Below are 24072 nucleotides of genomic sequence, written 5' to 3' on the forward strand. Positions count from 1 at the left end.
AGTACAGGCTATATGAAATATGATAAGTAAATATGCCTATTAGATTTTTTATAAACATAATATAAGTGAATAATATGAAAGGATAGCTCCTTTTCATTATCATAGTTAGACTATAAAAATATATAAAATTCTTAAAAATTATGGTATAATTTATGTTAATAAATTCGATATAGAGTTTAATGGATGATTCTATTGCTGACAATATTTAAGGGTTAGTTGATTGGTTTTCTTTTGAAAATCCATCCATTCATGGATACTGACAAATCTTACGAATTTGTTTAAGATATAGGTGAAATATAGTGAAAAATGGGAGGAATACTATGACTAAGAAACATTTTGAAGAGAAAAATGGTCCGAAATCAACTGTATCGAAGGTAGTGAAAGGAACTTCTCCATCTAAGATTAGGGGCAAGTTTTTTAAAATAAAAGTCTATATTGGCATTGCCATTAGTCTCTTGGTCGTTGCAATCCTAGCAAGCCTCTTCTTATTCTCACCTAACGCAAAGAAAGAGTCAAATGAATCCATTTCTTCAGTTGCTAAAAAAGAGAACACAAGTAAAGAAGCGATAGATACTTCGAAAGCGTCTGAGAATGAGAAGAAGAAAGAAGAGGAGATTCAAAAACTCAAGGAACAGCTAACCAGTTTAGATAGCAAGGTCTCTGAGTCAGAGAAGGTAGTTGACAAGTTAAAAGAAGAAACTGCAGTTCCGAAACTGGATATTGAAGCATTAAGAAATAATGATTTATCAAGTTTGAAGGGCACATGGCGTACACCGTCGGGCAATGAATATGTCATTAATGAGTCTGGTGAAATTTATATAACTAGCTTTAGAGATGGTCAAAAATTTGAATATACTGTTGAATTGGACAATAGTTACTCTCATCTGAAAAATCGAAGTTCAGATTCCAACTTTAAAGAAGTTGAAAGTCTAAGTGCACACACTAAAGGTTCTGTCGCAGGAGGATTTGTGGTAGTTGCCGTACCAAGTGGAGTTGTCATGCAACCTGGTGATGATGGAAAACTGACAGATAAAAGCAATCATGACGAGGAGAGACTGTTTGCAGGACAGCAATATGAAGCGATGTTGTTAAAACCAGAAGATGTTTATTATCGTGTAAAACCAGATACTAGTAAACTTGAGGAAGAAGAGAAACATTTAGCTCAACTACAGGCTGAACGCGAAGCAATCAAAACTTCTCTAGAATCTAAGGAAAAGAAAAATACGAACTAGAAAAAACTAGTTTAGAATCTAACTTTCGATTGTTTTAGTTTAGAAATACTGTTGCAATCGCTAGAATGAAGAAGCTCATTAGGGCTTCTTTTCTTTTATCTTAACACTTCAACCACTTAGACTGATATAGAGACCAGATAGGCAAAAGAACTTGTTCTTGAAACTGACCTCTGCTATAATGATTTTTGTAAGGGGCGTGAGGCGTCACTATCAGATAACTCAAGTTCATAAAAAAGCAATTGGAGATAAAAATGAAAAAATTATTAGGTATTGGATTCTTGCTAGTTTCAGCTTTGGTTTTGTATTTTGGTTCTGTTGGATGGCCAAGTTTGGATGTCAACCTATGGTCACTGATTCCGGTTGGTCTGTTCCTCTTTTTCACTCTAGAGAATTTTTTGAAAAAAGACTACAAGGCTAGTCTGATGTGTTTAATTATTGCTTTTATCATTGCAAATGCAATTTTAGACCTTTTGCCAATTTCAAGTGGCTTGGTAATTGGAGCGGGCGTACTAGCTTGCATTGGTATTGGATACCTCTTTCCTGATAAAGATACAAAAGAAGACAAATAGAAAAGGCCTCGAGATTTCTCGAGACCCTTTTTTACTTACCAGCGTAATATTTTTGAATTCCTTTCACGATACCTGCTACAAGCTTATCTTGATAGTGGCTATCTCGAATCTGTTGATTTTCAGCGAAATTATCTATATAACCAAGCTCTAGGAGGACGGCTGGTTTAGCAGTTTCTCGAAGAACGGCAAAGCTTCTTTCCAATAAACCAGCATCTTTAGCACCAGTTTCAGCTAACAATGAAGAGTGGATAGCGGCTGCAAGACGCTTGCTCTCACTCATACGGTCAGGATGGTTATGCCAGTATGGGTTGATTTTACTTGGATAATCAGGATCATCACTATAGGAATAGGTTTGAATACCGCTAGCTCTAGAGTACGCGCTACCAGTCGCATTGAAGTGAATACTAATAAAGATATCAGAGTTAGTCTTGTTAACCATACGAGAACGTTCTGTAACAAAATCTACATCAATATCACTATCACGTGAAGTAAGAACTTTGTAGCCAAGTTCTTCTAACTTTTTGCGTAATTTACGATACACCTGCATGTTGAGGTCTTTTTCAGCGACATTGTAATAGTATGCACCTGAGTCTCTTCCACCATGTCCAGGATCTAAAAAGATGGTTCTACTGTATTGGCCTTTTACAAAACCAACTTCTTTTGAGACCTCAGAAATCCATTGACCATTTTTGTGGAATAGATGGTCTTTACCGTCAATTTTGTAAGTTCCGGAAACATAATGTCCATTATCATCTAAGTAGTAGCGAGCCTTATAAGTGTCGTCGTAAATCCACTCTTTTTTAGCCATATAACCACCAGCTTTGAGATAGTAAGCTCCAATCCATTCTTTTGATGCATACATTCCACCACGCTTCAAAAAGAACCAGCTGTTATAGTTTTTATCAAATATCCATTCATTATCAGCCATGGCTCCATTGGTTTTTAGATAATAGCTTCCCGACCATTTATCGGCTAACATAGCTCCATCTTGAGCAAAAGAATACCAAGAACCGCTGATTTTTTCCCATTTGTTTTGGACAAATTTTCCAGATGCGTTCGCATAGAACCAGGTATCTTTAATTTTTACCCAGCTATTTTCAGCCATAGCACCACTGTTATTAAATAGGTAGCCCTTAAATGTAGTTGAGCTCAACATGATTCCCTTTTTATCAAAGTAGTACCAAGAACCATTGACTTTCTCCCACTTGTCCTGAGAGATTTTTCCAGAGGATGTGGCATAATACCAATTTTGGTCGATTTTTGCCCAGCCGTTTGTGGCCATAGCTCCACTTTTGGTCAGTAAATAGTTATCAAAAGTTGTATTACTAAGCATGATTCCATCTTTGTCAAAGTAATACCAAGCACCACCAATTTTCTCCCATTTATTCTGAGAAATTTTTCCAGAAGAATTAGCGAAGTACCATTTTCCATTGATAAAGTTCCAACCGTTTTCAGCCATCACTCCATCTTTATTGAAAACATAACCATCAAAGGTTGTATTGCTTAGTCGATGGCCATCTTTATTGAAGTAGTACCACTTTCCTTGGATTTTTTTCCAGTTAGTAACAGGTTTGTTGTGTTCGTAAAAGCGCCAGTTATTATTTTCTTCCTGCCAACCTTCTTTGACTTTTTCAACTTTTTCTTCTTTTTTTACTTCAGACTTCTTCTCTTCTGTGGCGGGAGTTTTTTTCTCTGTTTTTTCTTCTTTATCATCAATTTTAGAAGAATTGTCTGTTTTTTCAACCTTCTCTTTCGATTTTTCTTGGTTTTCGATTTTTGAAGTACTTGAATGAGGAATTGTTACATTTTCTCGTACTGACTCTGCTTTATTTTCTTGAGCTTGGGCAGTTGTTTGAGTGTATCCTAAAATAGATAAGGCAACTGCACTAGCAAGTAAAACCTTTTTCATATTAAACTCCTTTTGTTTTTTTGCTTATTATAATAAAATCTTGCTGATTTCTCAACTATCAAACTGAACTTCTTCTAGTAGATAGTCTATAAAGCGTTCGCCCATCTTAGATAGGCTGGTTTTTTCATGCTGGATATAGACCAGCTCAATTGGGTCATCAATATCCAGTGGGATAGAAACGATATTGTCTCCGTTGAGGTTGCTGTTCAAAATCCCTGTCGCAATGGTATAACCATCCAAACCAATCAAGAGATTAAAGAGGGTAGCACGGTCGCTGACTACGATAGATTTTTTGTGGTATTCCTGCGAGAGAATCTCTTCTGAAAAGTAGAAGGAGTTATGAGTTCCTTGGTCATAGCTGAGGTAAGGGAAGTTTTCTAAATCTTCCAGTTTCACCTTGTCTTTCTTGGCCAGAGGATTAGTCTTGCTGACAAAGATATGAGGCTGAGCTGTAAAGAGATGGTGAGCTAGCAGGTGGTTGTCATCCAGCATTTTGGTTAAAACATCACGGTTGTAGCTGTTCAAAAAGAGAACACCGACCTCACTACGGAAGTTCTTGACGTCATCGATAATCTCCCAAGTCCGAGTTTCACGAAGAAAGAGCTCATATTTCTCCATATCACTTTTCTTGAGCAGAGAGACAAAGGCATTGACTACAAAGGCATAGTGTTGAGACGAAACGCTAAAGAGTTCGCGGTGGGCGACAGGATTTTTATAACGTTCCTCCAGAAGTTGGGTTTGCTCGACAACCTGACGGGCATAGGAGAGAAACTCCATCCCATCACGGGTCAAGGTGATACCCTTGGGATTGCGGATAAAAATTTCAATACCCATTTCATTTTCCAAATCTCTCACAGCATTGGAAAGACTCGGCTGGGTGATAAAGAGCTGCTTAGCTGCCTCATTCATAGAGCCAGTTTCGACGATTTTGATAATATAGTGTAATTGTTGAATTCTCATGTTTTTATTGTACCACACTTGCGTCAGAATCGCCAAAGATGATAGGAAAATAAGGGGCATTGTGTGATTCTCTTCTTGAAAAAAACATAAAATTTTGCTAGAATGAGTCTTATGAAAACATTCTATGATGTGCAGCAATTCCTCAAACGATTTGGTATTATTGTTTACATGGGAAAACGCTTATATGATATTGAACTGATGAAGTTGGAGCTCTCTCGGATTTACGATGCAGGGTTGATGGACAAATTAGACTATCTAGAAGCAGAAGCGGTTCTTCGCAGAGAGCACAAGGTAGAATTGGATTATATTGAGAAAAATGGAGAAAAGAACTAATGGTTACTTGGATTTTGTGGGCACTTATACTAGCAATGTTGGCGTGGATGGGCTTTAACTATCTTCGTATTCGCCGTGCGGCTAAAATTGTAGACAATGAGGAGTTTGAAGCCTTGATTCGTACGGGTCAATTGATTGATTTGCGCGACCCAGCAGAATTCCACAGAAAACATATTCTTGGGGCTCGCAATATTCCTTCAAGTCAGTTGAAGACTAGTCTTGCAGCCCTTCGTAAGGATAAACCTGTCCTTCTTTACGAAAACCAACGTGCGCAACGTGTGACAAATGCAGCCCTTTACTTGAAAAAACAAGGTTTTTTTGAGATTTATATCCTTTCTTATGGTTTGGATTCTTGGAAAGGGAAAGTCAAAGTCGAGAAATAAGAAAACGAGCTTGGATATTTCCGAGCTCATTTTTTAACCACTTTTTCTGAGAAAGTCACGAATACTTGCCAACTCTTCTGAGTTTAGGGGACGATAGTATCCTGCTTGAAGATTTTCATCTAAGCTCCAAGGTCCAAAATGGGTGCGTTTGAGGGAGGTTACTTTGACACCAACCGAGAGGAACATTTTCTTAACCTGATGAAATTTTCCTTCTGAAATGGTGATAGAGGCTCGACTGAGGGAAGGACTTGCAGATAGAATCTCTAATCTTGCAGGTTTACAGACAGTACCATCTAAAAAGACAATTCCCTTTTGAAAGGCTTGGATATGGTCAGGTGTTAGAAGTCCATTGACCTCAACTCGATAAGTTTTATAGACATGATATTGGGGATGGAGGAGCTGAAAGCCTAAGGGACCGTTATCGGTCAAGAGGAGGAGGCCGGTCGTATCTCGGTCCAGTCGGCCGACGGCATAGAGCTTGTCAGACTGGATGTCAGGTGACAGCAAGTCCATGACAGTTGGAAGTTCCCTGTCTTTATTGGCTGTAACGACACCAGCAGATTTATGAAGCATAAGGTAGGTGTGCTCATAGCCTCGAATGATTTGGCCCCGAAAGAGGAGTTCCTGTAGTCCTGTATCGATATTTTGGGCTAGGGAGCGGGCTGGGCAACCATCGACGAGAATTTCCCCTTTGAGGAGTGCTTGCTTCATGGCCTTTCGGCTAACTTTTTCTTGGGCTAATAAATTATCTAAACGCATACTGTGCCTATCTTATCATAAGTCGCTTGCTTTGAAAAGGCTTGACGTGAAAAGAAAAGCATAGTGAAAACATTTACACTTGCTTGAGTTATGTTATTTACCTGAAATTATGGTATAATCGTTCAGTTAGAAAATAAATTTTGAATATTATAGAGGAAATCATGACAAAATTAAGAGAAGATATCCGTAACATTGCGATTATCGCCCACGTTGACCACGGGAAAACAACCCTCGTTGACGAACTATTGAAACAATCAGAAACGCTTGATGCACGTACTGAATTGGCTGAGCGTGCTATGGACTCAAACGATATCGAAAAAGAGCGTGGAATTACCATCCTTGCTAAAAATACAGCCGTTGCCTACAACGGAACTCGTATCAACATCATGGATACACCAGGACACGCGGACTTCGGTGGAGAAGTTGAGCGTATCATGAAAATGGTCGACGGTGTTGTCTTAGTCGTAGATGCCTACGAAGGAACAATGCCACAGACTCGTTTTGTATTGAAAAAAGCCTTGGAACAAGACCTTGTGCCAATCGTGGTTGTTAACAAAATCGACAAACCATCAGCTCGCCCAGCTGAAGTAGTGGACGAAGTCTTGGAGCTTTTCATCGAGCTTGGTGCAGATGATGACCAGCTTGATTTCCCAGTGGTGTATGCTTCAGCTATCAACGGAACTTCTTCATTGTCAGATGATCCAGCTGACCAAGAAGCGACTATGGCGCCAATCTTTGACACAATTATCGACCATATCCCAGCTCCAGTAGATAACTCAGATGAGCCTTTACAGTTCCAAGTGTCACTTTTGGACTACAATGACTTCGTTGGTCGTATCGGTATCGGTCGTGTCTTCCGTGGTACTGTTAAAGTTGGTGACCAAGTTACCCTTTCTAAACTTGATGGCACAACTAAAAACTTCCGTGTCACAAAACTCTTCGGTTTCTTTGGTTTGGAACGTCGTGAAATTCAAGAAGCCAAAGCAGGTGACTTGATTGCCGTTTCAGGTATGGAAGATATCTTTGTCGGTGAAACCATTACTCCGACAGATGCAGTAGAAGCTCTTCCAATCCTACACATCGATGAGCCAACTCTTCAAATGACTTTCTTGGTCAACAACTCACCATTTGCTGGTAAAGAAGGTAAATGGGTAACTTCTCGTAAGGTAGAAGAACGCTTGCAGGCAGAATTGCAAACAGACGTTTCCCTTCGTGTTGACCCAACTGATTCACCAGATAAATGGACTGTTTCAGGACGTGGAGAATTGCACTTGTCAATCCTTATCGAAACAATGCGTCGTGAGGGATATGAACTTCAAGTATCTCGTCCAGAAGTTATCGTAAAAGAAATCGACGGTGTTAAATGTGAGCCATTTGAACGTGTTCAAATCGATACTCCAGAAGAATACCAAGGATCTGTTATCCAAAGCCTTTCTGAACGTAAGGGTGAAATGTTGGATATGATTTCAACTGGTAATGGTCAAACTCGTTTGGTCTTCCTTGTTCCAGCGCGTGGTTTAATTGGATACTCAACTGAGTTCTTGTCAATGACTCGTGGTTACGGTATCATGAACCATACCTTCGACCAATACTTGCCATTGATTCCAGGGGAAATTGGTGGACGTCACCGTGGCGCCCTTGTTTCTATCGATGCTGGTAAGGCTACAACTTACTCAATCATGTCTATCGAAGAACGCGGTACGATCTTTGTCAACCCAGGTACTGAAGTTTACGAAGGAATGATTATCGGTGAAAACTCTCGTGAAAATGACTTGACAGTTAACATCACTAAGGCGAAACAAATGACCAACGTTCGTTCAGCTACTAAGGACCAAACAGCTGTTATCAAGACACCTCGTATCTTGACACTTGAAGAGTCTCTTGAGTTCTTGAACGACGATGAGTACATGGAAGTAACGCCTGAGTCTATCCGTTTGCGTAAACAAATCCTTAACAAGGCAGAGCGTGAGAAAGCTAACAAGAAGAAAAAATCAGCTGAATAAGAGCTAGAAAGAGATAAAGATGGTTTATTTAATCATAGGACTCCTCTTATTACTACTCTATGTATTTGCGACACCAGAAAGCATTAAAGGGACAGTCAATATCGTCCTTGTCGTCTTTGCTTTCGTAGCACTCTTGATTTTGCTCATGTTGTCTGTTCTGCAAATCTTTCAGCTACCGACAGAATTCTTTATCGCAATCGCCATGCTCTTCCTAGCATACTTTAGCTTGCGAGATATTACCCTCATGTCGGTTAGTAAAAGTAAAAGAAGATAAAAGAGAGTTTTGGCTCTCTTTTTTTGTATCAATTTTACAATAGTTTGAATTGCTTTTTAGTTAATATCATCTCTTTTGCTTGGATAATATGAATGGGAAAAACTTGTATAAAATTCGTTAATGACATCTATTTTTAAGGGAACTGTAAAATTCTATTACTAATAATATTTTGGTAAAATATGTTGATAGATTATATAGAAAGTGATATACTTAAATTATAAGAAATCGTTTTCAAAACGAGGAAGGNTTAAATTTGTTGTCTTGGTGCTCAGGGTGTAATGGATTAAACTAGGAAAATAATTCTAAGAATTTATAAAACATAAAATCTTTGTTCTATAGGGTTATTCTCTTATACAAGGAGTCTACTATGAAGAAACTATTCATATTATTATCAACTTTTTTTCTCAGCTTTTTCTTTGCTTGGATTATTGTCTTACGTGCGCCACAATATTTATATGCAAGCTATGATTCCGTTTCCTTACTTCGTGTTAAAAAAGATACTCAGGAACCGACGCGTGAGGTATTTGAAAAGGAATTAGAGAATTTTGCAAACTCAGAACAGAGTTTAATAGCTAGAAGAATTGTAGAGCCGAGTAAGGATGGGACGACTCACTTTACTTATGCAACTTATGGTCAGGGAACTTTACCAAAAGAATTCCAAGAAGCTAGCCAAGAAAGTCGTGAACGTAGTGATCCGCTAAATAGTTATCTCCTTTTGTCAGGCTCCTTGACGAAAGAAAAGCTTGCCGATAAATTAGGAGATTTGGGTTATAAAGCAATTCCTGACCGAAAGACACCGCCCTATTCTCTTGCCTTTAGAATGTTACTAATTCCCCTTATTTTAATTAGTTTAGCAATATTTGGCTTATCTTTCTTTGCTTTAGTGATTATCACTCGGATTAAGGAAATGAGAGCAGCAGGTATAAAACTCTTTTCTGGTCAGACTCTCTTATCCATCATGGGGCATTCTTTATCTACTGATATCAAATGGCTCCTTCTATCAGCCCTCCTTTCCTTCCTAGGTGGGGGAGTCGTTCTTTTTAGTCAAGGTTTGTTTTATCCTATCTTGTTAGCCACCTATGGTTTTGGGATTAGTCTCTATCTGTTGTTTTTATTGGCGATTTCAATTTTACTAATGCTTCTTTATCTAATGAGTTTGAGTTACAAGGCATTAGTTCCTGTTATTAAGGGGAGATTACCCCTTAAACGCTTGATGGCTTTAACCCTATTGTGTCAGTTGATTGCTGTCTTTGCAGTAGGCTACGCTGTTAAGACAGGTTTGACGTCTTACCAACGATTGAAAGAACTTGAAATTTCAAAACAAGCATGGCAGGACAGAGCAGACTATTATCAAATTTCTTTTGGCTTAGGTGATAGAGTAAATGATACAGAAAATCAGAGTAAGTGGTATGCCTTTGCCAAGGAAGCAATCGAAGAAGAACAAGCTCTTTATGTAAAGGATAATCTGTTCCATTTTGCCAATCCACAAGGAAAAAATGAACAGGGAGAGACACTGGATACCTATAGCCCAGATGCTAATACGCTCTATGTTAGTCCAAGTTATTTGGACAAGGAAAAGGTCGTAGTAGATGCTGAGACTAAACAGAAGTTAGCCCATCTCCAAAAAGGGGAATTTGGACTCTTATTACCAGAATCTCTTCGTTCACAGGAAGCAGAACTTAAGAAAGTTTTTGAAGAAAGTTTAAACTCTTATGGACAATCAAGTGAGGATAAAGACGCTCCTTTAGAGTATGAAATGAGAGCGATTGTTAGTTATCTTCCAACTGGAGAAAAGCGGTTTGTTTATAACAACGGTGAGAATCCCGTATCCACTCAGTATTTGACTGATCCGATTTTAGTTGTATTTACGCCGACTTCTACAGGTGATAGTATCATTTCCAAATCTAGTTGGTCTATCAATGCTGGAAAACAACTCTTTATCAAAGGATATGAGAGTGGGCTAGAACTCTTGAAGAAAGCTGGAATTTATGAGCAAGTATCCTATCTTAAAGAAGGAAGAAGTGTTTATCTAACTCGTTATAATGAAGTTCAAACTGAAACAGCAACTTTAATCTTAGGAGCTATTGTTGGGATAGCTAGTTCCTTGTTACTCTTTTATTCTGTCAATCTTCTATATTTTGAGCAATTCCGTCGAGATATCTTGATTAAACGAATTTCAGGTTTACGATTTTTTGAAACACATGCTCAGTATATGGTTAGTCAATTTGCCAGTTTTGTATTTGGTGCTAGTCTCTTTATTTTACGCAGTAGAGACTGGGTAATTGGCTTACTCACTTTATTAGTCTTTCTAGTTAGTGCAGTTCTGACGCTTTACCGTCAAGCGCAGAAAGAATCTCGTGTTTCTATGACAATTATGAAAGGAAAATAGGATGATTGAACTAAAGAATATATCTAAAAAATTTGGAAGCCGTCAGCTATTTTCAGATACGAATCTTCATTTTGAAGGTGGGAAAATTTATGCCTTAATCGGTACAAGTGGCTGTGGTAAGACAACACTCTTGAATATGATTGGACGATTAGAGCCATATGACAAAGGACAAATCATCTATGATGGTACTTCTCTTAAGGACATCAAGCCTTCTGTTTTCTTTAGAGATTACTTAGGATACCTATTTCAAGATTTTGGCTTAATCGAAAGCCAAACCGTCAAAGAGAACCTCAATCTGGGTTTAGTTGGTAAAAAGTTGAAAGAAAAAGAGAAAATCTCTTTGATGAAACAAGCTCTAAACCGTGTCAACCTCTCTTATTTAGACCTGAAGCAACCTATCTTTGAATTATCAGGAGGAGAAGCACAGCGTGTTGCACTAGCGAAGATAATTTTAAAGGATCCGCCTTTGATTCTCGCAGATGAACCAACCGCTTCCTTAGACCCCAAAAACTCTGAGGAATTACTCTCTATCCTAGAATCTTTAAAAAATCCGAATCGAACCATTATTATTGCAACCCACAATCCTCTGATTTGGGAGCAAGTGGACCAAGTCATTCGAGTTACCGATTTATCACATAGATGATATGGCAAGATTCAGTTAGAAGAAAGAGTCACAAACACACTTTGTGGCTTTTTTATTTCCATAAAAATGGTAAAATAGTAAGAGTAGAAATGGAGTTCGAGACATGAAAGTAATAGATCAATTTAAAAATAAGAAAGTCCTTGTTTTAGGTTTGGCCAAGTCTGGTGAATCTGCAGCTCGTTTGTTGGATAAGCTGGGTGCCATTGTGACAGTAAATGACGGGAAACCATTCGAGGACAATCCAGCTGCCCAAAGTTTGTTGGAAGAAGGGATCAAGGTCATCACAGGCGGTCATCCTTTGGAACTCTTGGATGAAGAGTTTGCCCTTATGGTGAAAAATCCAGGCATCCCTTACAGCAATCCCATGATTGAAAAGGCTTTGGCAAAGGGAATTCCAGTCTTGACTGAGGTGGAATTGGCTTACTTGATTTCAGAAGCGCCAATTATCGGTATCACAGGTTCGAACGGTAAAACAACCACAACGACCATGATTGGGGAAGTTTTGACTGCTGCTGGTCAACATGGTCTTTTATCAGGGAATATCGGCTATCCAGCTAGTCAAGTGGCTCAAACTGCGTCAGACAAGGACACTCTTGTTATGGAACTTTCTTCTTTCCAACTCATGGGCGTTCAAGAATTTCATCCTGAGATTGCAGTTATTACCAACCTCATGCCAACTCATATCGATTATCATGGTTCTTTTGAGGAATATGTAGCAGCCAAGTGGAATATCCAGAACAAGATGACAGTGGATGATTTCCTTGTCTTGAACTTTAACCAAGACTTGGCAAAAGAATTGGCAAGAAAAACACAAGCTACAGTTGTACCATTTTCAACACTTGAAAAGGTTGATGGAGCTTATCTGGAAGATGGTCAACTCTACTTCCGTGGGGAAGTTGTCATGGCAGCGAATGAAATCGGAGTTCCAGGTAGCCACAATGTGGAAAATGCCCTTGCGACGATTGCTGTAGCCAAGCTTCGTGGTGTTGATAACCAAACCATCAAAGAAACTCTTTCAGCCTTTGGTGGTGTCAAACACCGTCTCCAATTTGTGGATGAAATCAAGGGTGTCAAATTCTATAATGATAGCAAGTCAACCAATATCTTGGCTACTCAAAAAGCCTTGTCAGGATTTGACAACAGCAAGGTCATTTTGATTGCAGGTGGTTTGGACCGTGGTAATGAGTTTGACGAACTGGTGCCAGACATTACTGGACTTAAAAAGATGGTCGTCCTGGGTCAGTCTGCCGAACGTGTCAAACGGGCAGCAGACAAGGCTGGTGTGGCATATGTGGATGCGACTGGTATTGCAGATGCGACCCGCAAAGCCTATGAACTTGCGACTCCAGGAGATGTAGTCCTTCTCAGTCCTGCAAATGCCAGCTGGGATATGTATGCTAACTTTGAAGTACGTGGCGACCTCTTTATCGACACAGTAGCGGAGTTAAAGGAATAATATGAAAAAAATTGTCTTTACAGGTGGGGGGACGGTTGGACACGTTACTCTCAACCTTTTGTTAATGCCTAAGTTCATCGAAGATGGCTGGGAAGTTCACTATATTGGGGACAAGCGTGGGATTGAACACCAAGAAATCCTCAAGTCGGGTCTTGATGTCACCTTCCATTCTATTGCGACTGGCAAATTGCGCCGTTATTTCTCTTGGCAAAATATGCTGGACGTCTTTAAAGTTGGATGGGGAATTGTCCAATCTCTCTTTATCATGTTGCGACTTCGTCCACAAGCACTTTTTTCAAAGGGAGGCTTTGTCTCTGTGCCACCTGTTATCGCTGCGCGTGTTTCAGGAGTGCCTGTCTTTATTCACGAATCTGACTTGTCCATGGGCTTGGCCAATAAAATCGCCTATAAATTTGCGACGAAGATGTATTCAACCTTTGAGCAAGCTTCAAGTTTGTCTAAGGTCGAGCATGTGGGAGCGGTGACCAAGGTTTCAGATCAAAAAAATCCAGAACCAGATGAATTGGTAGATATTCAAACCCACTTTAATCCTAAATTGCCAACTGTATTGTTTGTCGGTGGTTCTGCAGGCGCTCGTGTCTTTAACCAATTGGTGACAGACCATAAGAAAGAACTGACAGAACGCTACAATATTATCAATCTAACTGGAGATTCTAGCCTGAACGAGTTGAGCCAAAATCTTTTTCGTGTTGACTATGTGACCAGTCTCTATCAACCCTTGATGGAATTGGCTGATATTGTTGTGACACGTGGTGGTGCCAATACGATTTTTGAGCTCTTGGCCATGGCAAAATTACATGTTATTGTGCCACTTGGTCGTGAAGCTAGTCGTGGAGACCAGATTGAAAATGCAGCTTACTTTGTAAAAAAAGGCTATGCAGAAGAGCTTCAAGAAAGCGATTTGACCTTGGACAGTTTAGAAGAGAAGCTTTCTCACTTACTAAGCCACAAGGAAGACTACCAAGCTAAGATGAAGGCTTCTAAGGAATTGAAATCTCTAGCAGATTTTTATGAATTATTGAAAAAAGATTTATCATAAGGAAAGTAAATGTCAAAAGATAAGAAAAATGAGGGCAAAGAAATCCTCGAAGAATTTAAAGAGTTATCAGAATGGCAGAAACGAAACCAAGAATACCTAAAAAAGAAGGCTGAAGAAGAGGCAGCCCTAGCTGAGGAGAAGGAAAAGGAAAGAAAAGCTCGAATGGCTTCCAAATCTGAAAAGTCAGATGAAACTGAGGATCAAGATAGTGAACCTGAACCAAAAGACCCAGAATCAGCTAAGGAAGAGTCTGAAGAAAAAGTAGAAAAGTCAGAAGACGTCAAAAAAGAAGTAGCCAAAGAAGAATCAAAGTCCAAAGAGCCAAAGAAAGAGGATAAAAAGGCAGATAAAAAGCCTGTAAAGGAAAAACCGGTCAAACCGAAAATTCCAGGAGTTCATATCTGGCGGGCTATCTCGATTTTGTTTCTCAGTCTGCTTGTATTGGTTGTCTCTGCATACTTGCTCAGTCCTTATGCGACCATGAAGGATATTCGTGTTGAGGGAACAGTGCAAACTACAGCTGATGATATTCGACAGGCTTCAGGCATTCAGGATTCGGATTATACGATTAACCTTCTGCTAGATAAGACAAAATATGAAGAGCAGATTAAGTCTAATTATTGGGTTGAATCAGCTCAGCTTGTCTATCAATTTCCAACCAAGTTTACAATCAAGGTCAAGGAATATGATATTGTGGCCTACTATGTTTCTGGAGAAAGTCATTATCCAATTCTTTCAAGCGGTCAGCTTGAGACCAGTGCGGTGAGTTTGGTGAGTCTGCCAGAAACTTATATATCAGTTCTCTTTAATGACAGCGAACAAATCAAGACCTTTACCTCAGAACTTTCTCAAATTAGCCCCGAACTCAAATCTGCTATCCAGAAGGTGGAACTATCCCCAAGCAAGGTGACTTCAGATTTAATTCGATTGACTATGAATGATTCGGACGAAGTCTTGGTTCCTCTATCTGAAATGAGTAAGAAACTGCCTTATTACAGTAAGATTAAGCCACAATTGTCAGAACCGAGTGTGATTGACATGGAAGCTGGAATTTACAGTTATACTGTGGCGGATAAATTAATTATGGAAGCTGAGGAAAAGGCCAAACAAGAGGCTAAGGAAGCTGAGAAGAAACAAAAAGAGGAAGAGAAGAAAAGACTGGAAGAACAGCAGAATAAACTAGAAGAGGAAAGGAAAAAGCTGGAGGAAGAGGGCAATCAAAACCAAACGCCCCGACGTTCATCGCGTCGCTAGGTTTAGCTTTTCTCTTGTAGTTCTTCAGTGGCCATGTTTTTACTTGACAAGTGCTAGTAGAAATAATAGAATAGTAAAAAACCTTTAAAGCAGTCCAGAGAGGCAGCTAAGGTTAGACGGTGAAAGGGTGGAGACTACCCATTTTTCGTGGAACCTTGCTGTTGGCAGGTTCCTTTTTTTGTGGCTTCTTGTGGCCAGACTCTCTCACTAGCAAAGGTAAAAGGAGAAACCTATGCGAGAACATCGTCCAGTTATTGCTCTTGATTTTCCTAGTTTTGAGGCGGTCAAGGAATTCTTAGCTCTTTTTCCAGCAGAAGAAAGCCTTTATCTTAAGGTAGGGATGGAGCTTTATTACGCAGCAGGTCCTGAGATTGTATCCTACTTAAAAGATCTGGGACACAGTGTCTTTTTGGATCTCAAGCTTCATGATATTCCCAATACAGTCAAGTCAGCCATGAAGGTCCTGTCTCAGCTTGGTGTGGATATGACTAATGTTCATGCGGCTGGTGGTGTAGAGATGATGAAGGCGGCGCGTGAAGGTCTTGGAAGTCAATCAAAATTGATCGCTGTCACTCAGCTTACATCAACATCAGAGGCTCAGATGCAGGATTTTCAAAACATCCAAACCAGTCTGCAAGAGTCTGTAATACATTATGCCAAGAAGACAGCTGAAGCTGGCTTGGATGGTGTTGTTTGCTCGGCTCAGGAAGTGCAAATCATCAAACAGGCTACCAAACCAGAGTTTATTTGTCTGACACCGGGCATTCGTCCTGCAGGTGCTGCAGTAGGAGATCAAAAACGTGTGATGACACCTGCTGATGCCTATCAAATCGGTAGTGACTATATCGTAGTGGGACGTCCTATTACCCAAGCTGAGAATCCTGTTGCAGCTTATCATGCTATCAAGGATGAATGGACACAGGACTGAAATTAAAGAACTAGATTAGAAAAATAAAAGGAGAATATCATGACACTTGCTAAAGATATCGCTAGCCACCTCTTGAAAATCCAAGCCGTTTACCTCAAACCAGAGGAGCCTTTCACTTGGGCATCTGGTATCAAGTCACCCATTTATACGGATAACCGTGTGACCCTTGCCTATCCAGAAACTCGTACTCTCATTGAAAATGGTTTTGTAGATGCTATCAAAGAAGCCTTTCCTGAGGTTGAAGTGATTGCAGGAACTGCGACAGCTGGGATTCCACACGGAGCTATCATTGCTGATAAGATGAATTTGCCATTTGCCTACATCCGTAGCAAACCAAAAGACCACGGAGCTGGTAACCAAATAGAAGGCCGCGTAGCTCAGGGTCAAAAAATGGTAGTGGTTGAAGATCTTATTTCAACAGGTGGTTCTGTTCTTGAAGCAGTAGCAGCTGCTAAACGAGAAGGAGCAGATGTGCTTGGAGTTGTAGCGATTTTCAGTTACCAATTGCCAAAAGCAGATAAGAACTTCTCAGATGCAGGTGTCAAACTTGTGACACTTTCTAACTACAGTGAACTCATCCATCTAGCCCAAGAAGAAGGCTATATCACACCAGAAGGCCTCGATCTTCTAAAACGATTTAAAGAAGACCAAGAAAATTGGCAAAACGCCTAAAACATAGAAAATCAGGTAGTCACTAGGATTACCTGATTTCTTTTTGTGATTTCATTGAGTATTATACTCAATGAAAATCAAAGAGCAAACTAGGAAGCTAGTCGCAGGTTGCTCAAAGCACTGCTTTGAGGTTGTAGATAAGACTGACGAAGTCAGTCACATATATAATCCAAGGCGACGTTGACGTGGTTTGAAGAGATTTTCGAAGAGTATCAGTCAACTTTTCCGCCCTCAACAACAAGGTCATCTGCTTTAGCAGCGTCACCGTAGGTTGGGTGGAGTGTTTTTTCATAGACCTTGTGGAAGAAGTTTTCTTTGCCTAATTTTTCAATATCTTTATTGATGAAGTCTAGCAATTCTTGGTTGCCTTTTTGAACTGCTGCCGCAATGGTATCTGGATTACCGAGGGAAGTAATTCCTACTTCAAATCCTTTATTTTCAAGCGCCCAAGCTAGAACTTCAGTATTGTCAGTAGAGAAGGCATCTCCACGTCCGTCAAGAAGAGCTTGGTAAGAGTCACTGTATTGGTCATATTTTTGGAGTTTAATTTCTGGATGATTCTTTTCAAAATAAGTCTCAGCAGTCGTTCCTTTTGTGACAATTAAGGTTTTACCTTCAAGTTGTTTGACGTCTGTAATGAGACCAGTCTTAGGTGATACGACTCCAAGAGAAACTTTCATGTATGGAAGGGCAAAATCAACTTGTTTCTTGCGTTCGTCAGTCACTGTAAAGTTGGCAAGAGTAATATCTACCTTGTTTGAAATCAAGTATTCCGCACGGTTGGCAGCGTCGACTGAAACGTATTTAACCTTGACACCAAGGTCTTGGGCCAGTTGGTTCCCAAGTTCAATATCGTAACCTTGGTAAGAACCGTCATTGTCAACGTAACCAAACGGTTTTTTATCTCCAAACACGGCGACTCGTAGCTCACCGCTTTTTTTGATTTCATCGATTGTGCGAGCCTTGGCAGTGGTTTTGCCAGAGGATGAACCAGCGTTTCCACCTGAGCTACAAGCAGTGACAAAGATAAGGGCAAAGGCAAGTGCCAAAACAGTTAAGAGTGGTTTGAATAGTTTCATAAGAATCTCCTTTATAGATATGAGCCAAATTGGCTAAAGTCAAAGACGTTTAAAAATTCCTGAGCTCGTTTGGTTTGAGGATTGGTAAAGAAGGCTTGAGCCGTTCCTTCTTCAGCAATTTTCCCTTGGTCGAGGAAGATAATCCGATCGGCAATAGCTTGGGCAAACTGCATTTCATGGGTTACTAAAATCATGGTGCGACCTTCTTGAGCTAAATCATTGATAAGTTCTAGAACCTCACGCACCATTTCTGGATCCAGCGAAGCAGTCACTTCGTCAAAAAGGATGATTTCTGGATGCATGAGGAGGGCACGGACAATTGCAACCCGTTGCTTCTGTCCACCAGATAATTGACGCGCAAAGCTATGTTGTTTGTCTAGCAAACCGACACGTTCCAGTAGTTGCAGAGCTTCTTCCGTTACTTCCTTCTTGTCCCTTCCTTGAGCCTTGATAGGACCTAGGATGAGGTTTTGTAGGACATCCAGATGGGGAAAGAGTTCATAACTTTGAAAGACCATGCCAATCTTTTGGCGAACTAGGTGAAAGTCTTTTTTATTTTCAACGATAGACTGACCGTCCAGAAGAATATCTCCACCTTGAATACTTTCTAAGCCGTTGAGACAACGAAGGAGGGTACTTTTCCCACAACCAGAGGGTCCTAGAATGACGACAACTTCCCCTTTATTGATTTGTAGGGATAGACCTTGGAGGATGGGATTGTCTCCGAAGGATTTTTTGAGTTCCTTGATTTCTAAGATAGTTTCAGACATTTAGTTCCTCCAATGTTTTTCTAAGTGAGTGGATAGTTTGGAAATAGGGAAGCAGACTGCGAAATACAAGACTAGAATGGTTCCATAAATCCAAAAGGAAGCGGTTGCGATAGTCAAGCGATTGCTATCGATGATTTGCTGTCCAACCTTGGTCACTTCAACTACCCCAATCAAGACAACCAAGGAAGTGGTTTTGATCATCCGAGTGACAAGGTTGATGGCTTGTGGTAGCAATCTTCTCAAGACCTGTGGGATGATGATGTGGTAGTAAAGTTGAACATTTGTCAAACCTAGTGCCTGTCCACTTTCAAACTGATGCTTAGGGAGGGAAGTGATGGCTCCACGGACCAAGTCCCCCATTTCAGCTGTTCCCCAGAGGGTAAAAACGATAATAGCTGAAGTCTCTCCTGAGATATTGATATTAAAGTTTCGAGCTAATCCGAAATAAACGATGAAGAGTAGCACCAGTTGGGGCATGATACGAATAAATTCCAGATACAATCGTGTTAAAAATCGTACGATTCTAGAATGGGAGGTCATGACAATTCCCATGACTGTTCCGAAAATCATGGATAAGAGGACAGACAGGATAGAAATGCCAATCGTGACGCCCAATCCCTGTAAAATCCGCAGGAGATTATTTCCCTGAAAGAGTACTTGGATTCCCGAATCCTGCATGGCGGAGCCTCCTTTCTATCCAGCTAAAGACCAGTGATATGGGCAGCAGCATAATCAGGTAAGCAATTACCAACATAGCTAGCGCAATGTCTGTCTCATAATAGAGCCCAATCAAGTCCTTGGCGACGTACATGAGGTCTGCTAAAGCTACTGCTGAGAAAACGGAGGTTTCCTTGATGAGGAAAATGACATTGGCGCTAAAAGATGGTAGGGCCACCGCTGTTGCTTGCGGAAGAACCACATAGCGAAAGACCTGTACAGGTGTCAGACCGATGGCTAATCCAATCTCATGCTGGGTTTGACTGATGGCTTCCAACCCACTTCGGAAAGATTCTGCCATATAGGAGCCTCCTAAAAAGACTAATCCCAGAGTAGCACAGACTTCCGAAGATAGGACAATCCCTATTCGGGGAAGACCGAAGTAGAGAAAGAAGAGTTGAATCAAAAGGGGTGTATTACGTGACAATTCAATGTAGGCTGTCGCTATTTGCGCCAAAAAAGGGATGCGGTAATGCCGGATGATACTAACGATTAAACCGAGCAGAAAGGATCCCAGAATTCCCCAAACTGCAATATGCAAGGTTAGGAGAAAAGCCTTTTGATATAGTGGTAGATATTGTTCAACAATGGACCAATCCAAAAATAGAACCTCCCATCTAGAAATAATACAGTTATTGTAGCACTTAAAATCTCCTTTGGATAATATCTATTTTTTATTGCCGTGATAAGGATTTTTTATCATAGATATAAAATTTCTGAAATTTCCAAACAAAATATTTGAAAAATTTTGAAAAAAGAGTTAGAATATTTTTTGTAATATACAAAGTAAACGCTTACTTATCAAGGAGGGCATTTTATGTCATACAAAACAAGCAATGCAGAAGGTCATGTAGATTTCATCAATACCTATGATTTGGAGCCAATGGCGCAACAAGTTATTCCTAAAGCAGCATTTGGCTATATCGCTAGTGGGGCGGAAGATACTTTCACTTTGCGTGAGAATATCCGCGCCTTTAACCACAAACTCATCGTTCCGCATACTCTTTGTGATGTTGAAAATCCAAGTACAGAGATTGAATTTGCAGGTGAAAAATTGTCTTCACCAATCATCATGGCGCCTGTTGCGGCTCATAAATTGGCAAATGAACAGGGTGAAGTGGCGACTGCGCGTGGTGTGCATGAGTTCGGTTCGCTTTATACAACTAGTTCTTACTCTACTGTCGATCTTCCAGAAATTACGGAAGCCCTTCAAGGGACACCTCATTGGTTCCAATTTTACTTTAGTAAAGATGATGGCATTAACCGCCACATCATGGACCGTGTGAAAGCTGAAGGTTATAAGGCGATTGTCTTGACAGCGGATGCTACTGTAGGGGGCAATCGTGAGGTTGATAAGCGTAATGGTTTTGTCTTCCCAGTTGGCATGCCAATTGTTGAGGAATACCTGCCAGAAGGTGCTGGTAAATCAATGGACTTTGTTTACAAATCAGCTAAACAACGCTTGTCTCCACGTGATGTAGAGTTTATCGCTGAATACTCAGGACTTCCTGTGTATGTCAAAGGACCACAATGCCGTGAGGATGTTGAACGTTCGCTTGCTGCGGGAGCTTCTGGTATCTGGGTAACCAACCATGGTGGTCGCCAAATCGACGGTGGACCAGCTGCCTTTGACTCGCTTCAAGAAGTGGCAGAAGCAGTTGATAAACGTGTGCCAATTGTCTTTGACTCTGGTGTTCGTCGTGGTCAACATGTCTTTAAAGCCTTGGCTTCAGGTGCAGACTTGGTAGCTATTGGTCGCCCTGTTATCTATGGTTTGGCCCTTGGTGGTAGTATCGGTGTACGCCAAGTCTTTGAACACTTGAACGCAGAATTGAAGACAGTCATGCAATTATCTGGAACTCAGACCATTGAAGATGTTAAACATTTCAAACTCCGTCACAACCCATATAACCCAACCTTCCCAGTTGACCCTCGTGACTTAAAATTGTATTGATAAAAAGATTGCCTCCACTGAATGTGGAGGTTTTTCTTCGTCTATAGGAAGAATAAATCGCTATTGAAAACTATATAAATATATTTTTCAGTCAAATATCTTGCTAGGGATTTAATTTTTTGCTATACTGGTGCAGTAATAAATAATAAAGACATTTGGGGTGCTTTAGGCTGAGATGATACCCATTGAACCTGATACAGTTAAGACTGGCGAAGGGAAATGTGAAACGTTTTTTCGTATGTCGAAATGAACGGTCTAATCTTGTAAGCTAAACTCCAGTTCCTATATGTAATTGGAGTTTTTTTTGTTCATTAATGACTGACAGCTTTGAGGCCAATCATTTAGGTAGCTCTGCTTGAACGCCCTTGATTTTCTTTAAAAAGGTCAAGTAAAACTAGGATTTTCTTGGTATGTTGTTGATTACGAACGAGTAAAGAGAGGAAAAGTAAATATGGAAACACAAGACTATGCATTTGAGCCAGGTTTGACTGTTGGAGAATTATTAAAAAGCAGTCAGAAGGATTGGCAGGCTGCAATCAATCATCGTTTTGTTAAGGAACTTTTTGCGGGGACACTTGAGAATAAGGTCTTAAAAGACTACCTAATTCAAGATTATCACTTCTTTGATGCCTTCTTATCCATGTTGGGTGCTTGTGTAGCCCACGCTGACCAGCTTGAATCCAAGCTTCGTTTTGCCAAGCAACTAGGTTTTCTTGAAGCAGACGAAGACGGTTATTTCCAAAAGGCTTTCAAAGAGTTAAAAGTATCTGAGAATGACTATCTGGAAGTGACCTTGCATCCTGTAACAAAAGCCTTTCAGGAGCTTATGTATTCTGCTGTGTCATCATCAGACTATGCCCATCTTTTGGTCATGCTGGTCATTGCAGAAGGTCTCTATTTAGACTGGGGTTCTAAAGATTTGGCTCTACCTGAATCCTATATTCATTCGGAATGGATCAATCTCCACAGAGGTCCTTTCTTTGCAGAGTGGGTTCAATTTCTGGTTGACGAACTTAATCGTGTCGGAAAAGGTAGAGAAGATTTGACAGAACTTCAGGAACGCTGGAATCAAGCAGTTGCTTTGGAATTAGCCTTTTTTGATATTGGTTATGACGCCTAGAGAAGGTTTAGAATATTTACAAATTTGATGAGGTAAATCATTCAATGTAAATGAAAAAAATTTCTTAACGAAAGATAGAGATAAATCGAAATCAGTAGATCGTATAAAGTGAAAAGGAAGGATTTCAATATGACAAGTTTAAAATTATTAAAAGAAAAAGCACCATTAGTCATTTGTATAACCAATGATGTAGTAAAAAATTTCACAGCAAATGGATTAGTAGCACTAGGTGCATCACCAGCCATGAGTGAGTTTCCAGCAGATTTAGAGGACTTATTAAAGTATGCTGGAGGTTTATTAATAAACATAGGCACATTGACAGATGAAAATTGGAAATTATACCAAGCTGCTCTGAAAATTGCTGAAAAATATAATGTACCTGCAGTGTTAGATCCTGTGGCTTGTGGGGCAGGAGAGTATAGAAAAAAAGTAGCAGATGATCTAATCAACAATTATAAACTAGCAGCGATTAGAGGAAATGCTGGAGAGATTGCCTCTTTAGTAGGGATAAATGTGGTATCTAAAGGAGTAGACAGTGCGGGAGTAGATAATATTGATGAAATTGCTCTAGCAGCAAATGAGAAGTTCAATATTCCAATAGTAGTAACAGGTGAAGTGGATGCTATTGCGGTAAATGGAGAAGTGGTAACGATTCATAATGGTAGTGCCATGATGCCAAAAGTTATTGGGACAGGATGTTTATTAGGTGCTGTAGTAGCAAGCTTTATCGGACTAGAAAAAGGTCAAGAATTGAAATCATTAGAAACAGCAATGTTGGTTTACAATATCGCTGGAGAAATGGCAGAAAAACGTCCCAATGGACATCTTCCTGGAACATTTAAAGTTGAATTTATAAATGCCTTATATGAGATTACAGATGAAGATGTAAAGGAATTCAAAAGAGTGAAGTAAAATGTTTCATAAAGAATTACTAAAACTATATTTTATTTGTGGAACGACTACTTGTCAAGGAAAAGATCTATATACGGTCGTTGAGGAAGCCTTAAAAGGTGGTATAACCTTATTTCAATTCCGTGAAAAAGGTGAGGGAGCCCTGAAAGGTATAGAAAAAGTCGAATTAGCAATAAAACTACAGGATCTTTGTAAAAAATATAATGTTCCATTTATCGTTAATGATGATATTGAGTTAGCATTGGAAATAGATGCTGATGGCGTACATGTAGGACAGGATGACCTTGGAGTTGATGAAATTAGAAAATTGATGCCAGATAAAATAATTGGTCTTTCTATAAAAAACAAGGAAGAATTTCAACAATCAAAAGTTGAATATGTAGATTATGTTGGTGTTGGTCCTGTATTTGATACCCAGTCAAAGGATGATGCTGGAGGTGCTATAGGTTATGAAGGTCTTAAATTGATGAGAAAACTACTGCCACAAATGCCCTTAGTTGCAATTGGTGGGATACAGACGCAACATATTAAAGACATTATACAGACCAATATAGATGGTGTTTCAATCATTTCAGCAATATCGTATGCAAAAAATATAGAAAAAACTGTTCGAGAAATGAATGAACAATTTTAACTTTTTTATTCTTGTCTTTTAAGTCAATAGGATTCTCTCACTCGATAAGTTGGGTTATTATC

Annotated in this window: 24 protein-coding genes and 1 riboswitch; of the genes, 17 read left to right on the forward strand and 7 right to left on the reverse strand. The window is 39.8% G+C overall.

The window, feature by feature from the left end; all coding sequences use genetic code 11:
• The first annotated feature begins 320 nt into the window (after positions 1-320).
• Both D8855_RS08765 and D8855_RS08770 read left to right on the forward strand, forming a co-directional pair.
• Positions 321-1232, forward strand: coding sequence for a DUF6287 domain-containing protein (locus D8855_RS08765; protein ID WP_185757583.1), 912 nt, complete (start codon positions 321-323; stop codon positions 1230-1232).
• Positions 1233-1483: 251 nt separating this feature from the next.
• Positions 1484-1801 (forward strand): hypothetical protein, encoded by a 318-nt coding sequence (locus D8855_RS08770; protein ID WP_004269832.1) that lies wholly within the window; start codon positions 1484-1486, stop codon positions 1799-1801.
• Positions 1802-1832: 31 nt separating this feature from the next.
• On the opposite strand, the gene D8855_RS08775 is transcribed toward D8855_RS08770, so the two are convergent.
• Entirely contained in the window at positions 1833-3710 is a 1878-nt protein-coding gene (locus tag D8855_RS08775; protein WP_049487907.1) for an N-acetylmuramoyl-L-alanine amidase, read from the reverse strand.
• A gap of 51 nt (positions 3711-3761) precedes the next feature.
• On the reverse strand, positions 3762-4670 hold the full coding sequence (locus tag D8855_RS08780) for a LysR family transcriptional regulator (protein WP_049487917.1): 909 nt from the start codon (positions 4668-4670) through the stop codon (positions 3762-3764).
• A 102-nt stretch (positions 4671-4772) separates the two neighbouring features.
• Here D8855_RS08780 and D8855_RS08785 point away from each other — a divergent pair, with 102 nt between their 5' ends.
• Positions 4773-5003, forward strand: coding sequence for a YqgQ family protein (locus tag D8855_RS08785; RefSeq protein ID WP_001808324.1), 231 nt, complete (start codon positions 4773-4775; stop codon positions 5001-5003).
• Positions 5003-5386 (forward strand): rhodanese-like domain-containing protein, encoded by a 384-nt coding sequence (locus D8855_RS08790; RefSeq protein WP_101781327.1) that lies wholly within the window; start codon positions 5003-5005, stop codon positions 5384-5386. The genes D8855_RS08785 and D8855_RS08790 overlap by 1 nt, the downstream gene beginning before the upstream one ends.
• A gap of 33 nt (positions 5387-5419) precedes the next feature.
• Here the strand turns inward: D8855_RS08790 and D8855_RS08795 are convergent, their stop codons facing one another.
• Complete coding sequence (locus tag D8855_RS08795; RefSeq protein ID WP_101781325.1) at positions 5420-6145, reverse strand: 16S rRNA pseudouridine(516) synthase; 726 nt, start codon at positions 6143-6145, stop codon at positions 5420-5422.
• A gap of 161 nt (positions 6146-6306) precedes the next feature.
• On the opposite strand from D8855_RS08795, the gene typA reads away from it, so the two are divergent.
• The 9 genes from typA to pyrE all read left to right on the forward strand — a co-directional run bounded on the left by typA (position 6307) and on the right by pyrE (position 16824).
• The gene (typA, locus tag D8855_RS08800; protein WP_000164111.1) at positions 6307-8148 is read left to right on the forward strand and encodes a translational GTPase TypA; all 1842 of its coding nucleotides are present in this window, start codon (positions 6307-6309) and stop codon (positions 8146-8148) included.
• Positions 8149-8167: 19 nt separating this feature from the next.
• A complete protein-coding gene (locus D8855_RS08805; protein WP_000262673.1) occupies positions 8168-8422 on the forward strand; it encodes a DUF3165 family protein in 255 nt (84 codons plus the stop codon).
• Between the two features lie 367 nt (positions 8423-8789).
• Positions 8790-10811 (forward strand): bacteriocin-associated integral membrane family protein, encoded by a 2022-nt coding sequence (locus D8855_RS08810; RefSeq protein WP_125416995.1) that lies wholly within the window; start codon positions 8790-8792, stop codon positions 10809-10811.
• A gap of 1 nt (position 10812) precedes the next feature.
• Positions 10813-11454 (forward strand): ABC transporter ATP-binding protein, encoded by a 642-nt coding sequence (locus D8855_RS08815; RefSeq protein WP_000571283.1) that lies wholly within the window; start codon positions 10813-10815, stop codon positions 11452-11454.
• Positions 11455-11557: 103 nt separating this feature from the next.
• Complete coding sequence (gene murD / locus D8855_RS08820) at positions 11558-12910, forward strand: UDP-N-acetylmuramoyl-L-alanine--D-glutamate ligase (protein WP_084929746.1); 1353 nt, start codon at positions 11558-11560, stop codon at positions 12908-12910.
• 1 nt (position 12911) lies between these two features.
• Positions 12912-13970, forward strand: a complete 1059-nt coding sequence (locus D8855_RS08825) for a UDP-N-acetylglucosamine--N-acetylmuramyl-(pentapeptide) pyrophosphoryl-undecaprenol N-acetylglucosamine transferase (protein ID WP_125416997.1) — start codon at positions 12912-12914, stop codon at positions 13968-13970.
• A gap of 9 nt (positions 13971-13979) precedes the next feature.
• Positions 13980-15224 (forward strand): cell division protein FtsQ/DivIB, encoded by a 1245-nt coding sequence (locus D8855_RS08830; protein ID WP_125416999.1) that lies wholly within the window; start codon positions 13980-13982, stop codon positions 15222-15224.
• Positions 15225-15456: 232 nt separating this feature from the next.
• Positions 15457-16152, forward strand: coding sequence for an orotidine-5'-phosphate decarboxylase (gene pyrF, locus D8855_RS08835; RefSeq protein ID WP_125417001.1), 696 nt, complete (start codon positions 15457-15459; stop codon positions 16150-16152).
• 39 nt (positions 16153-16191) lie between these two features.
• On the forward strand, positions 16192-16824 hold the full coding sequence (gene pyrE, locus D8855_RS08840; RefSeq protein WP_004261667.1) for an orotate phosphoribosyltransferase: 633 nt from the start codon (positions 16192-16194) through the stop codon (positions 16822-16824).
• A 212-nt stretch (positions 16825-17036) separates the two neighbouring features.
• Here the strand turns inward: pyrE and D8855_RS08845 are convergent, their stop codons facing one another.
• From D8855_RS08845 to D8855_RS08860, 4 genes are read right to left on the reverse strand one after another with little or no spacing between them, the layout of a single operon-like run.
• Positions 17037-17903, reverse strand: coding sequence for a cysteine ABC transporter substrate-binding protein (locus D8855_RS08845; RefSeq protein ID WP_125417003.1), 867 nt, complete (start codon positions 17901-17903; stop codon positions 17037-17039).
• A gap of 11 nt (positions 17904-17914) precedes the next feature.
• On the reverse strand, positions 17915-18673 hold the full coding sequence (locus tag D8855_RS08850) for an amino acid ABC transporter ATP-binding protein (RefSeq protein WP_060627880.1): 759 nt from the start codon (positions 18671-18673) through the stop codon (positions 17915-17917).
• Positions 18674-19351, reverse strand: a complete 678-nt coding sequence (locus D8855_RS08855; RefSeq protein ID WP_060627882.1) for an amino acid ABC transporter permease — start codon at positions 19349-19351, stop codon at positions 18674-18676.
• Positions 19311-19991: an amino acid ABC transporter permease gene (locus D8855_RS08860; RefSeq protein ID WP_060627884.1), complete on the reverse strand. Its 681-nt coding sequence runs from the start codon at positions 19989-19991 to the stop codon at positions 19311-19313. Before D8855_RS08860 ends, D8855_RS08855 begins: the two co-directional genes overlap by 41 nt.
• A gap of 216 nt (positions 19992-20207) precedes the next feature.
• On the opposite strand from D8855_RS08860, the gene lctO reads away from it, so the two are divergent.
• The 4 genes from lctO to thiE all read left to right on the forward strand — a co-directional run bounded on the left by lctO (position 20208) and on the right by thiE (position 24010).
• Complete coding sequence (gene lctO / locus D8855_RS08865) at positions 20208-21344, forward strand: L-lactate oxidase (RefSeq protein WP_061759183.1); 1137 nt, start codon at positions 20208-20210, stop codon at positions 21342-21344.
• 146 nt (positions 21345-21490) lie between these two features.
• A riboswitch (TPP riboswitch) is annotated at positions 21491-21579 on the forward strand.
• Between the two features lie 216 nt (positions 21580-21795).
• Positions 21796-22464, forward strand: coding sequence for a TenA family protein (locus D8855_RS08870; RefSeq protein ID WP_125417004.1), 669 nt, complete (start codon positions 21796-21798; stop codon positions 22462-22464).
• 129 nt (positions 22465-22593) lie between these two features.
• Positions 22594-23376: a hydroxyethylthiazole kinase gene (thiM, locus tag D8855_RS08875; protein ID WP_185757584.1), complete on the forward strand. Its 783-nt coding sequence runs from the start codon at positions 22594-22596 to the stop codon at positions 23374-23376.
• A 1-nt stretch (position 23377) separates the two neighbouring features.
• Positions 23378-24010 (forward strand): thiamine phosphate synthase, encoded by a 633-nt coding sequence (thiE, locus tag D8855_RS08880; protein WP_125417008.1) that lies wholly within the window; start codon positions 23378-23380, stop codon positions 24008-24010.
• Positions 24011-24072 lie beyond the last annotated feature (62 nt).

Source organism: Streptococcus mitis (assembly GCF_003942685.1).
Classification (GTDB): Bacteria; Bacillota; Bacilli; order Lactobacillales; family Streptococcaceae; genus Streptococcus; species Streptococcus mitis_CD.